We start from the raw sequence: 12,913 nt of genomic DNA on the forward strand, positions 1-12,913 counted from the left end.
CCGGGCCCCTCTTCTCGTTACGCGGCTTGGATCTGCTGTGTGGCCGGGCGGTGCACCGTCGCGAGGAACCGTTGGCAGGCCTCGAAGTCGAGCTCGTCGCAGCGCCACGCGACGTGGCCGTCCGGGCGGATCACGTAGAGGGCCTGCGAGGTCGGCTCGGTGAGGCCGTAATGCTCGAACACCTGCGCCGAGTCGGCGCGGTGCACCCTGTCGTCCGGCCTGGCTTCGACGCGCGCGACGAGGTGGCTCGTGGCGCCGAGCTCGTTCAACGCGGTCGTGTGCTCGGTGATCTCGGTGGCGGTGAGGTGCTTGCGGGACAACGCGATCACGTGCAGCTGATAGCCCTGCAGGAGGTCGAACATCTGCTCGCGGTCGTTGATCCGGGCGTCGGGAACGCGCTGGCCCGCCAGTGGACCCTTGAGCGAGTAGAGCAGCTCGTTGACGTTGATCTCGCTGGGCCGGTAGCCGAGACTCAGTTGCGAGAGGCGGTGGAACGACTTGCGGTGCGGGATGGGCGCCGCCGACATCCGTCCGATCAGGAACGGCCCCGCCGTGTCGCGCAGCCACGCCTGCCAGCCGCGCAGGCCCGCCGCGACCCGGTAGAGGCGGTCGGTGAACTTCAGCAGCCTCACGCCGGCCGGATGACGTTCGGCGGAGTAGGTGTCGAGCAGGTCCACGTCGTCGTTGGTCGCCGCCGCGAGCTTCCAGGCGAGGTTGGCGGCGTCGTGCAGCCCGGTGTTCATGCCCTGGCCGCCCGCCGGGGAGTGGATGTGGGCGGCGTCGCCGACCAGGAACCCCCTGCCGCGGCGGTAGTCGTCGACGCCGCGCAGGTGGACCTGGTAGCGGCTGGTCCAGATCGGGGCGCTGAGGGTGACCGGCAGGTTCATCGCCCTGCGCAGCTCGTCCTGCAGGATCCCCAGGTCGAAGTCCGCTCCGGGATCGCCGAAGTCGGTGACCATCACGCGGGACGTCTCGGCGCCTTTCAGGGGCAGGAACAGGCCGATGCGGTCGCGGTTCATGAACACCCGGAAGTGCGCGTGGTCGAGCGGCCACTCGACCTTGCAGTCGGCCAGAAGGTAGCGCTGGCCGTACTTGTCGCCGTCGAACCTGAGTCCGAGCTGCTGCCGGACGGTGCTGTGGGCGCCGTCCGCGCCGACGACGTACTGGGCGGTGATGGTCCGTTCTCCGAGCGTCGCCGTGACGGCGTCTTCGGTCTGCTCCAGCTCGGTGAGCCTCATACCGCGCCGAATCGTGACGCCGTGCCGCGTGAGATCCTTGAGCAGCACTTCCTCCACTTCGGACTGCGGCGCCATCAGGATGAACTGGTACGGCGTGGTCGCCGCCTTCGCGCGGTCGAAGTCCAGGCCGCCGGCGTGCCTGCCCCTGATGTGGAAGCGGATGCCGGTGGTGACGACGCCGCGTTCGAGCAGTTCTTCGGCGAGTCCGATGCTTCGGAACAACTCGATGGTGCGGGCCTGGACGGCGAACGCCCTCGACTCGGTGGCGGGACCGGCGTTGGCGTCGACCACGCACACCCTGACGCCCTGGCGAACTAGTAGTGCCGCCGTCATCAGGCCGCTCGGACCGGCGCCGACGACGAGCACGTCGCAGTCGTGGTGGGACGACCGGGGTGTGGTGCTCCTGGGTTTCGGCGGCGGGTTGACCGGGCGGGTCCGGGACTTGCCCAGACGGGTCAGGAAGCCGCTGCCAGGACGTGCGGTGATCTGCGGCAGCGGATTGCCGGTGAACCTGCCCCACAGACGGCGGGTGAGGAGGAAGAGCAGCGTGACGATGGCGATGATCAGCAGGCCCACGGCTACCCCACCTCCGGCAGGGCGCTGGACATGCGCAGGAACTGCTGGACCAGGGGTCCTTCCACGAGCGGCTGGATCGCGCGCCGGAACTCGTGGACGTAGGGCTCGGCGAGGTGCTTCTCCAGGTCCTGCTTCGACCGGAACATCTCGTAGATCACGAACTGCGACCGGTCCGCGCGGTCCCGGTGAACGTGGAACTCGATAGCGCCCGCCTCGGCGCGCAACGGTTCCACGAGGCCGAGGATCAGTGCCTCCACCTGGTCCTCGTGGCCCGGCTTGGCCGTGGCGAATCCCAGGTGGGTGTAGGGCCCTGTCTCGTCGGCGTCCGGCTCGGGCAGGACGACTCGCGCGTCGCTCATCAGGTCTCCCTTGACTGCTCAACGGATGATGAATTCACCATCGCAGCGAGCGAGCGCGCGATCACAGCAGAAGTCCCAGCGAGCGGGACACTCCCGGTATACAAGCCGGATGCCGGGCGTCGACTGTTCGTCGACACCCGGCATCCGGTCAGCCAATATGCGATATATCAGGCCCCGAAGAAGACCTCGGCCTCTTCGTAACGCTCGGTCGGAACCGTCTTGAGCTCGGCCGTCGCCTCCGACAGCTTCACGCGGACGATCTCGGTGCCGCGCAGTGCGACCATCGTGCCGAAGTCACCAGCGGCGACGGCGTCGACGGCGTGCAGGCCGAAGCGGGTCGCGAGGACGCGGTCGTAGGCGGTCGGCGTGCCACCGCGCTGGATGTGGCCGAGGACGGCCGCGCGGGACTCCTTGCCGGTGCGGTCCGCGATCTCCTCCGCGAGCCACTGGCCGACGCCGCCGAGGCGGACGTGACCGAAGGCGTCGCGCTCACCGGAGTGCAGCACCTCGGCGCCACCCTCGGGGATCGCGCCCTCGGCGACGACGATGATCGGCGCGAACTCGCTCTCGAAGCGGCGCTCGACGTGCTCTACGACCTTGTCGACGTTGAACGGGCGCTCCGGGACGAGGATGACGTTGGCGCCACCGGCGAGACCGGAGTGCAGCGCGATCCAGCCGGCGTGGCGGCCCATGACCTCGACGACGAGCGCGCGGTGGTGCGACTCGGCCGTGGTGCGCAGGCGGTCGATGGCCTCGGTCGCGATGTGCACGGCCGTGTCGAAGCCGAACGTGTAGTCCGTGGCGCCGAGGTCGTTGTCGATCGTCTTCGGCACACCGACGACGCCGATGCCGTCGTCGGTCAGGCGCTTGGCGACACCGAGGGTGTCCTCGCCGCCGATCGCGATGATGGCGTCGATCTGGTTCGCCGCGATGGTCTCGCGGATGCGGTCGACACCGCCCTCGACCTTGTAGGGGTTCGTGCGCGACGAGCCCAGGATCGTGCCACCGCGGGTGAGGATCTCCTCGACGTCCGTGAGGTCGATCGACTTGGTGAGGTTCTCGATCGGGCCCTGCCACCCGTTGCGGAACCCGACGATCTCCCAGCCGTGTGCCTTGATGCCCTTGCGGACCACGGCCCGGATCACGGCGTTCAGACCGGGGCAGTCACCACCGCCAGTGAGCACACCGATGCGCATCTGCTTCCCCATCTCTCGTGTTCTGTGTCACGCAGACTGTCACGAGCTGTATCGGTGCAGCAACGCGGGTCTCACTTACCGGACGGGAAACCCGATTTTCCGCCGCTGCTCCTCGATCACCTTCCACCGCGCGAGGTTGTGCCGCGCGTCGGCGAGGGCGTCGTGCGCGTCCGCCGGAGGAGCCGGCAGCTTGGGGCGGCCGACGTCGTCCCAGCGTTGCCGCAGGTCACGCGTGAAGCGGGGCAACGCTCGCGGCAACGCCGGCATCGCACCCCACAGCTGCGCCAGCGCCACGTGGTCGTAGGCGGCGAACCACGCCCACAACTCGACCTCGTCGCGCGCCGCGTTGCGGGCGTTGAGGAAGTCGAGCAGGTCCTCGCGGATGCGCTCGCGGCCGCGCCACGCCTTGTCCGCGGGCGAGGGCAGCTGGTTGAGAACGTTCTGCCGCACCCACGGCCCCGCGCGATCGGGATCGAACTCGGTGGACACGGCGTAGAACTCGCGGCCTTCCTCGTCGACCACACCGATCGACACGAGGTCGATCGTCAGCCCGTCCTCGATGAACTCACAGTCGTAGAAAAACCGCACCGCGACACCCTAGGGGTGCGCTCAGCTCGCCTTCTTCTCGGGCACCCGGTCGCCCTTCTTGCCCTGTTCCGGCACGTCGGCGGTCTGCTCCTTGGCCTTCGCCGCGTAGACGTCGACGTACTCCTGACCGGAGAGCTCCATCAACGCGTACATGATCTCGTCGGTGATCGACCGCAGCACGAACCTGTCGCCGGACAGCCCCTCGTAGCGGGAGAAGTCGAGCGGCTTACCGATCTTGATGCGAATCGGGTACGGCTTCCACATCCTGGAGCCGATGGGGTTCGCCTTGTCGGTGCCGAACATCGCGACGGGAATGACCGGCGCGCCGGACTCCAGCGCGATCCACGCGACGCCGACCTTGCCCTTGTAGAGGCGGGCGTCCGGCGAACGCGTGCCCTCGGGGTAGATGCCGAGCAGCTTGCCCTCGCGCACGATCCGCACGCCGGTGTCGAGCGCTCCCTGCGCGGCGGACGCGCTGGACCGGTCGATCGGCACCTGGCCGACGCCGGAGAAGAACCACTTCTGCAGCTTGCCCTTGATCCCGGTGCCGGTGAAGTACTCGATCTTCGCCGGGAAGGTCATGCGCCGCGACAGCATCAGCGGCAGGAAGAACGAGTCGGAGACGGCGAGGTGGTTGCTCGCCAGAATGGCGCCGCCGTCCTTCGGGATGTTCTCGGCGCCCTCGATGATCTTCGGCTGGAAGAACAGCCGCAGAATCGGTCCCAGGAGGACGTGCTTCATCAACCAGTACAGCACCTTGGGAAGCGCCTCCCTTAAGACCCCGCGAAACCTTGATCCCGACAATCAGCCTACGGAGCCGACCGCACCTCACACAACGAGTCCCAAGGTAGTGCGTCACGGCCGTGCCGAAGTGCCCGTCTGGAAGCGTGCCCGGGAGTGCGACGGAGAGTGGGACTGGGCCGACTGCCGTAACCCGCAACACATCCCGCCCGTGCAACGATGTGGGGTCAGAGGGTGGCGGCACGTGGGAGAGGCTCTGGATGAACGCCCGGCGCGACTCGACCGACGGACCGGAGAACGTCGACGAGCTCTTTGCCGAGATCGTCGCGGGTCTCGAACGGGACGGGGTCGGCAAGGACTGGCTCGACCTCGACGAGGCGGGCCCACAAGAACCACGCACCATCGTGGCCGACGAACCGGCACCGGAGCCCGCTGACGAGCCCGAAGGCCGGGATCCGGCCGACGAGGACCACTACGTTCCGCCGGAGCCGCCGCCGTTCCCGGTGCTGCGCGCCTCCACGCTCGCGGCTCTCGGCCTGTTCGTGCTGGGCATCCTCCTGCTGGTCGCGCCCGGCATCTTCGGCCTCCAGGCGCGCATCGGCACCCCGCTGTCCCTGGTCGCGTTGTGCGCGGGTGTCGGCTGGCTGATCCTGCGCATGCGCAACACCCCACCGCCCGACTCGGGCTGGGACGACGGCGCCCAGGTGTGACACGTCACGTCTTGCTTGGTAACGGCGTGATAACAGCCACTCAAACCTTCAGATAACGATTCGGTCGTGCTTACCGTGTCGGACATGGACCAGATGCAGCACCTGATGATGGCCCGCGCCATGGCGACCCTGAGCAAGAAGGACGCGGAGCGCGCCAAGCGCCGCCGCCCGCGCATCCTGCGCCTGCTCGGCCGCTAGATCTGGGTCCGGCCCTCCGGCCGGTCGTTCGAGCTGGATGTTCGCGGCGGGTGAACAACCCCGACACGCCTGCCGCGACACTCCCCAATCGATATATCAGCCTCCCTGAACAGCACCTTTGCAACAGGTCTTTTGACTTCGTCCGCAAAAGACCTGTTGCACAGCCGCGCGAACGTCTGGTGCGGTTGACCTCGTGGGGCTGAACAGACGGGACGCCGATCCCGTGACACGGGTTGATTTCGATCTTCTGCACCGAGGTTTCCAGGCACTGGGCGTGGCCAGGGGCGCGACGATCGTCGCGCACTCGTCCCTCTCGGCGTTCGGCGAGGTGGACGGAGGCGCCGAGACGGTGCTGCGCGCTCTGCGGAAGTGCGTGGGCAAGACGGGCACGGTCGTCGTCCCCGCGTTCACCGGTGACGTGATCACCGACCCGCATCCGGACTGCCGCACCGCCGGCGTCCCCGAGATCGAGGCGGCGAGGGCGCGTGTGCCGCTGTTCCACGACGCGTTCCCCACCGACATGGGCGCCGTTCGCAGCGCTGTGCTGGCAGAACCGGGCCGACGGCGCAGCCGGCATCCGCAGGTTTCGGTCGCAGCGCTCGGCGCGGCCGCCGAGTACGTCACCGAGCACCAGCCGTTCGCCTACGCGCTGGGGGCGGACTCGCCGTTCAGCAGGCTCTACGAACTACGGGCGCAGATCCTGCTGCTCGGTGTCGGGCACAACCGCAACTCGTTCCTGCACCACGCGGAATCGCTGTTGCCCGTCCATCGGACGAAGCTGCGCAGGTTTCCCTACCTCGTCGAGGGGGAGCGGGTCTGGGTCGAAGCGCCCGACGTCGGCAACGACGACAACACCCACTTCCCGCGGGTGGGTGCCGACTGGGCCACTCAAGGACAGACCCGTCGTCAGGTCATCGGAGCTGCCGGCTGTGAACTCGTGGACGCCGTTCCCTTCATCGACTTCGCTGCGAAGCGGCTCGGCCGGCTCCTGAGCGCATGACCCGAGCCTTAGCAATGAGTCTTTTGCGGACGAAGTCTAAAGAGTCATTGCTAAGCAGCAAGTCAGCAGCGTCGCGGGAACTGATATATCGGTGCGGAATGCGCAGCGGGTCAGGAGCGGCGCGAGTGGTTCTTCGACGCCCGTGAGGCCGTCTGGGGGGGCATCTGGGCGGCCATCTCGCGGGCCAGGGTCGCCGCGCCCACGATGCCGGCGTCGTCACCGAGCTGGGCGGTGCGGATCCGGGCCAGCGGCCGGTGGCCCGCTCCCGTCACCACGGCGGAGTAGCGCTCGCGGGCGTCGTCGAGGAACAGCGGCGCCGACGTCGACACCCCTCCCCCGATGACGATCACCTCGGGGTCGTAGACGTCGGCGACGAGCGCCAGGCCCTCGCCGAGCCAGCGGGCCAGGTCGGCCATCGCGCGCTTGGCCAGCGGGTCGCCGTCGCGAGCCGCGCCTGCCACTCGGCGGCCGGTCACCGCGCGGGAGTCGCCGGCGGCCTCGCGGGCCAGGACGGTGGAGACGCCGGGGTGTTTGGCGAGCAGTTCGACCGCCGTGGCGCTCAGGGCCGTGCCGCTGCAGTAGCGCTCCCAGCAGCCGTTCTTGCCACACGGGCAGGGGCGGCCGTCCGGGACGACGCGCAGGTGGCCCAGTTCGGGGGCGACGCCGTACGCGCCGCGGAAGACCTCGCCGTCGAGCAGCAGCGCGGCGCCGATGCCCGTGCCGATGGCGACGAGGACGGCGGTCTTGGCGCCTCGGGCGGCGCCGAAGCGGTGTTCGGCTAGGGCGGCGGCGTTCGCGTCGTGTTCCAGGACCACCGGCATGCCCAGGCGGTCGCTCATGCGGTCGGCCACGTCGGCCTGCCGCCACGCCAGGTGGGGCGCGAAACGGACCGTGCGACGGTCTGAGGCGATGAAGCCCGCCACGGCCAGTCCGACGGCGCTCACGGCGTGACGGTCCGCCACCTCCTCCACGGCGGCGACGATCGCGTCTTCTAGAGCGCGCTCGCCTGCCGGGGTGGGGGCGCGCGAGGTGTCCAGCACCGAACCGCGCGGGTCCACGACGCCAGCGCGCACGCTGGTGCCACCGATGTCCACTCCGACCGTGAGCACTAGTCGGTCTTCCTGACGACCTTGATGTGCTGCACGCGCTGTCCCGCGTCCGGCACGGGCTCGTCGGAGTCACCCGCAGGCGGCGAAGGCGGGGCACCGGGCTCGCGCAGGGCGGCACGCAGCACCGCCACCAGGCCCGCCGCGTGTTCGGCGGCCTTCGCGGCCAGTTCGGAACGGTCGCCGCGCAACAGTGCGACGCCGTTGCACAACGGGCACCAGCCGCACGTCTCGGGCGTGTGCGCGCCGTCGCCGGCCTCGGAGACGCGCTGAAGCCACGGCTGCATGCGTTCAGCGGCCGTGTCGATGAGCAGCCGCAGCTCCTCGGCGAGCTTGCCGGTGTTGTCCTGGGTCATCTACAAGCTCCTGATCAGCGCCAGAGGGAAGGGTCCGGGCGGAACCCCACCGTCACGCCACCCGAGTCCATCTCCGCACCGGTGACGATGCAGCGCCTCAGCAACGACGGCAGTGCCACGAGCCGACGCCGGCCATCGACGGTCAGCGCCAGGTCGTCGCTCACGCGCGCGAGGTCCAGCTCCGTGTCGTCGGCCAGCGGCAACGCGATCCGCAGGGAGTATCGGGCGTCGAGTCCACGGCCGCTGCCCGACACCTCCAGCAACGTCTCCGACACAGCGGCCCCCGGCAACGGGTCCGAGTCGCCGTAGAGCTGCTCGGCGACCTCCAGCAACGCCGGCACGCCCACGGGCTCCGACGCGCGGTGGTCGACCGTGCGGATCTCACCGATCCCGGTCAGCTCGGCCAGCACCGCGTCCTGCTCGTGGCGACGCGTGCGCAGCCAGGAAGCGGCGGCACCGCGCGCGGCACCCGGCGAGGGCACCAGCCGGTTCGCGATCACGCTGTCGACCCGGATTCCCTGCAACGCCAACGCGGTCAGCGTGCGCCGGGTCTCGGCGGCGACGACGCGTTCCGGCGTCAGCACCAGCCGCACCGAGCACGACGACGAGTCCGTGAGCATCGAGCGCAACGCGTCCAGCCGCTCGGCGAGCCGGCTCAGCGCGTCGGCCGTCGCGTCCCACTTCTCGACGGTGCCGGTTCCGGCGACGCCCGCGAGAAGCCCGCGCACCACGCGCCGGTGCGTGGGGAAGAGCCGTTCGAGATAGCCGGCGAACGCCTCGGGCAGCGACAGCAGTCGCAACGTCTCCGCGGTCGGCCCGCAGTCGACGACCACGACCTCCCACGGCCCGGACGACGCGAGCCGCCGCACCTCCGCCAGCGCGAGGAGTTCCTCGACACCGGGAAGCACGGTCAGTTCCTCGGCGTCGAGCTCGTCGACACCGGCGCCCGCCAGAACGGTTCGCAGGTGACCGCGCAGATCGCCCCAGGCCTCGTCGACGAGACCACGAGGATCGATCTGACACGCGAACAAGCCGCCCGAACCGTCTACTTCGGACGGTTCGGCACCGAGACGCACGTCGAGTGCGTCCCCCAGCGAGTGCGCGGGATCGGTGGAGACCACGAGCGCCTTGCGGCCGTGCGCGGCCAGCGAGGCGGCCGTCGCGGCCGACAGCGTCGTCTTGCCGACCCCGCCCTTGCCGGTGAAGAGCAGGACCCGGCTCAAGCCGCCTTCTCCGCGCGCTTCTTGAGTTCCTTGAGCGCGGTGTCGAGGATCAGCTTCTCGGCCTTGCGGCGGAACAGCCCGATCATCGGGATCACCAGCTGCACCGACAGCGTGTAGGTGACCTTGGTCCCGGTACCGGACGGCGCCAGCACGTAGCTGCCCTGCTGCGCCTTCTGCATGGTGCCCTTGACGAGCTGCCACTTCACCGACAGACCATCGGCGGCCCAGTCGTACTTCAGGGTGTACTCGTCCTTCACAGGACCCTGGTCGATCGCGAACCGCACCTGCTCGGCACGGCCGTCGTCGCGGGAGTCGAGGACCTCGACTTCCTTCATCCCGTTCGCCCAGTCCGGGTACGACGGGAAGTCCGCGATGATCGCCATGATCTTCTCAGGCGGAGCGTCGATGACGATGGACTGAGTGGACTCGTCGGCCATGTGTGAGGAGGTTACTCGCGTCTTTACCAGTTGAGGACGTGAGGCTTGCCGCTGCGCTGGAAGTGCCCGACGTTGACGCACTCGGTGTAGCCGACGCGCACGCGCCTGGCCAACGGCTGGTGCACGTGCCCGAACACCGACCAGCGCGGACGCTCACGCACGATCTTGTCCAGCGCGCCCCGTGATCCCCATTCGGGACGGCGCGCGACGACGTCGTAGGTCAGTTCCGGCACGAGCGGCGGTATGTGCGTGCACAGCACGTCGACCTGGCCCATCCGCTCCAGCGCGGACGCCATGTCCTCCTCCGTGCGCAGGTACGGGAACCACGGCGCGTTGGGGTTGCGGACCAGGCCGGGCACCATCAGCCCGCCGCCCGCGAAGCCGAACCTCAGCCCTCCGATCTCCGCGGCCTCGCCGTCGAGCACGTGCACGCCGTCACGGGCGAACTGCGGCCACAGGTGCGGACTGTCCACATTGCCCGGTGTCGCGTACGTCGGCGCGGACATGGCGCTGAACAACGCGTGGTACTGCTCCAGCACCGCTTCTTCCACGACGGAACGGGCGTCGGCGAGGCCGTCCCACAGCGATCGGATGTAGCTCGCCGTGTCCGCGCGCCGGGTGCCGCGTCTCAGTTCGGCGAAGATCCCGACCTTCTCCGCGCCGAAGACGCGGCCGAGGATCCCCTTGGAATGGTCGTAGTAGTCGACGAAGTCGATCAGGTCGCCGAGCACGACGAGAGCGTCCGCCCCGTCGCCGGCGCGCGCCAGCGCCTCAGCGTTGCCGTGCACATCCGAGACCACGTGAACCCGCACGGTTCCAACTTAGTTGACGCCGCATGGGGGTGTTCTGTGAGACGCATGTCAAGCAAGATCACCCTGCCGGCGGGCAGCCGGCCGGGCGACCGTCCTCCAGAGTCAGCTTGAGCCCCAGCGCGACGGACTTCGCGTCGAGCTGACGGCGTTGCACTTCGCGGCGGGCGTTGCGCGGCGTGAGCGACCCGGCCGGAGAATCAGCGCGGAGGAAGTAGTGCAGAACAGTGCCGTCGAGCATAGGTTCGAGCCAGATCTCCATCGTGCCGACGAGCGCTCCGCCGACGGTCCAGCGCAACCCCTCTTCGCCCCTGTCGGCGTAGACGTCCAGTTCGAGATCAGGCCAGAAAGCCCGCCACGACGAGGGCGGGGAGAAGGCGGCGGCGACCACGCTGGGTGGTACCGCGAGGAAAGTCTCGTCGACGACGTCCACGCTGGCCATGAGGACAAAAGGTAACGGAAGGGCGTACCAACCTTTGTATCGCCGGAATCACACGCTAAGTTTCCCCACCAGTAACATTTCACCGTACGGAGGTTGACGTGCGCGAGTTCAGCGTCCCCGCCACCGCCGCTGTGGCTCCGGAGGAAAACCTCACCGACATGGTGTGGGCCAACGCGGAGCGCTTCGGCAACGCCGTCAGCTTCCGCAGGCAGGTCGACGGCACCTGGATCGACATCACCGCGCGTGACTTCGCCGCGCAGGTGATGGCAGTCGCCAAGGGCATGATCGCGGCCGGCCTCGAACTGGGCGACCGGGTCGGCTTGGTCTCCAAGACGCGCTACGAGTGGTCGTTGCTCGACTTCGCCATCTGGGCGGCGGGCGGCGTCGTGGTGCCGATCTACGAGACGTCGTCGGCGGACCAGATCGAGTGGATCCTGTCCGACTCCGGCGCGACGGCGGTGTTCGTCGAGGCGTCCTCACACCGCGCGATGGTCGACGACGTCGTCGGCACGCTGCCCGAGCTGCGCCACGTGTGGCAGATCGACGGTGCGGCGGCCGCGGTCGACGAACTGACCGCGCTGGGTGCCGAGATCACCGACGAGCAGGTGCACGAGCGTCGCGGGCAGGTGCAGGCGGACCAGACGGCGACGCTCGTCTACACGTCCGGCACCACCGGCCGCCCCAAGGGCTGCACGCTGACGCACCGCAACCTGCTGTCCGAGGTGCGGTCGGCGCTGTCGCGGTTCCCGGAGATCCTCACGGCCGGCAACTCACTGCTGCTGTTCCTGCCGCTCGCGCACATCCTGGCCCGTGCTCTGGCGCTGGCGTGCGTGTACTCGCGGGCGACCGTGGGCCACACGGCGGACGTGAAGAACCTCGTCGAGGACCTCGGCCAGTTCCGCCCGACGTTCGTCGTCGCGGTGCCGCGCGTGTTCGAGAAGGTCTACAACGGCGCGAAGCAGAAGGCGCACGCCGGCGGCAAGGGCAAGATCTTCGACGCCGCCGAGGCGACGTCGGTCGCGTACAGCTCGGCGCTCGACAACGGCGGTCCCGGCCTGGGCCTGCGGATCAAGCACGCGGTGTTCGACAAGCTGGTGTTCACGAAGCTGCGTGCCGCCCTCGGTGGTCGCGCGATCGCGGCGGTCTCCGGTGGCGCGCCGCTGGGTGACCGGCTGTCGCACTTCTTCCGCGGCGCGGGCATCCCGGTCTACGAGGGCTACGGCCTGACCGAGACGTCGGCGGCGGCGTGCGTGACGTTCCGCGGCCAGGAGAAGGTCGGCACCGTCGGCCTGCCGGTGCCCGGCACGTCGGTGAAGATCGCCGAGGACGGCGAGATCCTCATCAAGGGCGACATCGTGTTCACCGGCTACTGGAACAACGAGGCCGCCACCAAGGAGGCCTTGGAGGACGGCTGGTTCCACACCGGTGACATCGGCGAGCTCGACAACGACGGGTTCCTGAAGATCACGGGCCGCAAGAAGGAGATCATCGTCACCGCCGGTGGCAAGAACGTCTCCCCCGCGCAGCTCGAGGACCGGATCCGGGCGCACCCGCTGATCTCGCAGTGCATGGTCGTCGGCGACAAGCAGCCGTTCATCGGCGCGCTGATCACGATCGACCCGGAGTTCTTCCCGTCGTGGAAGGAGTCGCACGGCAAGCCCGCGTCGGCCGAGGTTCCCGACCTGATCGAGGACGCGGACCTGCTGGCCGAGATCCAGGCCGTGGTGGACGACGCGAACAAGTCGGTGTCCAAGGCCGAGGCGATCCGCAAGTTCCGGGTGCTGCCGGTGGACTTCACCGAGGCTGGCGGCGAGATGACGCCGTCGCTGAAGCTGAAGCGCTCTGTCGTGGCGACGACCTACGCGTCCGACATCGACGCCATCTACGCGAAGTAACCGCAGGTCAAATGCGCGAAAGGCCCAGGAGCTGAGAGA

The 12,913-nt window shown here is 69.0% G+C and carries 15 protein-coding genes; 4 read left to right on the forward strand and 11 right to left on the reverse strand.

Translation table 11 applies throughout. The annotated features are described in order from the left end of the window. Positions 1-17: 17 nt before the first annotated feature. From BM417_RS26420 to BM417_RS26440, 5 genes are all read right to left on the reverse strand, one after another. On the reverse strand, positions 18-1,814 hold the full coding sequence (locus BM417_RS26420) for an FAD-dependent monooxygenase (RefSeq protein ID WP_093599873.1): 1,797 nt from the start codon (positions 1,812-1,814) through the stop codon (positions 18-20). A gap of 2 nt (positions 1,815-1,816) precedes the next feature. After that, positions 1,817-2,173, reverse strand: coding sequence for a putative quinol monooxygenase (locus BM417_RS26425; RefSeq protein ID WP_093599876.1), 357 nt, complete (start codon positions 2,171-2,173; stop codon positions 1,817-1,819). 167 nt (positions 2,174-2,340) lie between these two features. Beyond that, positions 2,341-3,369 carry a 6-phosphofructokinase gene (locus BM417_RS26430; RefSeq protein ID WP_093600697.1) on the reverse strand — a complete coding sequence of 343 codons (1,029 nt, stop codon included), beginning with the start codon at positions 3,367-3,369 and terminating at the stop codon, positions 2,341-2,343. Positions 3,370-3,444: 75 nt separating this feature from the next. After that, positions 3,445-3,957 (reverse strand): polyadenylate-specific 3'-exoribonuclease AS, encoded by a 513-nt coding sequence (locus tag BM417_RS26435; protein WP_093599879.1) that lies wholly within the window; start codon positions 3,955-3,957, stop codon positions 3,445-3,447. Between the two features lie 21 nt (positions 3,958-3,978). Beyond that, positions 3,979-4,713 (reverse strand): lysophospholipid acyltransferase family protein, encoded by a 735-nt coding sequence (locus BM417_RS26440; protein ID WP_093599882.1) that lies wholly within the window; start codon positions 4,711-4,713, stop codon positions 3,979-3,981. 245 nt (positions 4,714-4,958) lie between these two features. On the opposite strand from BM417_RS26440, the gene BM417_RS26445 reads away from it, so the two are divergent. The 3 genes from BM417_RS26445 (at position 4,959) to BM417_RS26450 (ending at position 6,606) form a co-directional block, all read left to right on the forward strand. Further along, positions 4,959-5,408: a hypothetical protein gene (locus tag BM417_RS26445; protein WP_093599885.1), complete on the forward strand. Its 450-nt coding sequence runs from the start codon at positions 4,959-4,961 to the stop codon at positions 5,406-5,408. A gap of 66 nt (positions 5,409-5,474) precedes the next feature. Then, positions 5,475-5,606: a hypothetical protein gene (locus BM417_RS49910; RefSeq protein WP_281251354.1), complete on the forward strand. Its 132-nt coding sequence runs from the start codon at positions 5,475-5,477 to the stop codon at positions 5,604-5,606. Between the two features lie 223 nt (positions 5,607-5,829). Then, positions 5,830-6,606 (forward strand): aminoglycoside N(3)-acetyltransferase, encoded by a 777-nt coding sequence (locus BM417_RS26450; RefSeq protein WP_218164567.1) that lies wholly within the window; start codon positions 5,830-5,832, stop codon positions 6,604-6,606. 110 nt (positions 6,607-6,716) lie between these two features. Here the strand turns inward: BM417_RS26450 and BM417_RS26455 are convergent, their stop codons facing one another. From BM417_RS26455 to BM417_RS26480, 6 genes are read right to left on the reverse strand one after another with little or no spacing between them, the layout of a single operon-like run. Further along, a complete protein-coding gene (locus BM417_RS26455; protein ID WP_093600700.1) occupies positions 6,717-7,700 on the reverse strand; it encodes an ROK family glucokinase in 984 nt (327 codons plus the stop codon). A gap of 14 nt (positions 7,701-7,714) precedes the next feature. Then, positions 7,715-8,068 carry a hypothetical protein gene (locus BM417_RS26460; RefSeq protein ID WP_093599891.1) on the reverse strand — a complete coding sequence of 118 codons (354 nt, stop codon included), beginning with the start codon at positions 8,066-8,068 and terminating at the stop codon, positions 7,715-7,717. Positions 8,069-8,082: 14 nt separating this feature from the next. Further along, positions 8,083-9,291, reverse strand: a complete 1,209-nt coding sequence (locus BM417_RS26465; protein WP_093599894.1) for an ArsA family ATPase — start codon at positions 9,289-9,291, stop codon at positions 8,083-8,085. Next, a complete protein-coding gene (locus tag BM417_RS26470; RefSeq protein WP_093599897.1) occupies positions 9,288-9,728 on the reverse strand; it encodes an SRPBCC family protein in 441 nt (146 codons plus the stop codon). Before BM417_RS26470 ends, BM417_RS26465 begins: the two co-directional genes overlap by 4 nt. Before the next feature lie 23 nt (positions 9,729-9,751). Next, entirely contained in the window at positions 9,752-10,540 is a 789-nt protein-coding gene (locus BM417_RS26475; protein WP_177320615.1) for a metallophosphoesterase family protein, read from the reverse strand. Between the two features lie 58 nt (positions 10,541-10,598). After that, entirely contained in the window at positions 10,599-10,979 is a 381-nt protein-coding gene (locus BM417_RS26480) for a polyketide cyclase / dehydrase and lipid transport (RefSeq protein ID WP_093599903.1), read from the reverse strand. A 98-nt stretch (positions 10,980-11,077) separates the two neighbouring features. Between BM417_RS26480 and BM417_RS26485 the strand changes: the two genes are divergently transcribed. Continuing rightward, positions 11,078-12,874, forward strand: coding sequence for an AMP-dependent synthetase/ligase (locus tag BM417_RS26485; protein ID WP_093599905.1), 1,797 nt, complete (start codon positions 11,078-11,080; stop codon positions 12,872-12,874). Positions 12,875-12,913: the final 39 nt, after the last annotated feature.

This window comes from Lentzea waywayandensis (assembly GCF_900115955.1).
In the GTDB taxonomy this organism is placed as follows: Bacteria; Actinomycetota; Actinomycetes; order Mycobacteriales; family Pseudonocardiaceae; genus Lentzea; species Lentzea waywayandensis.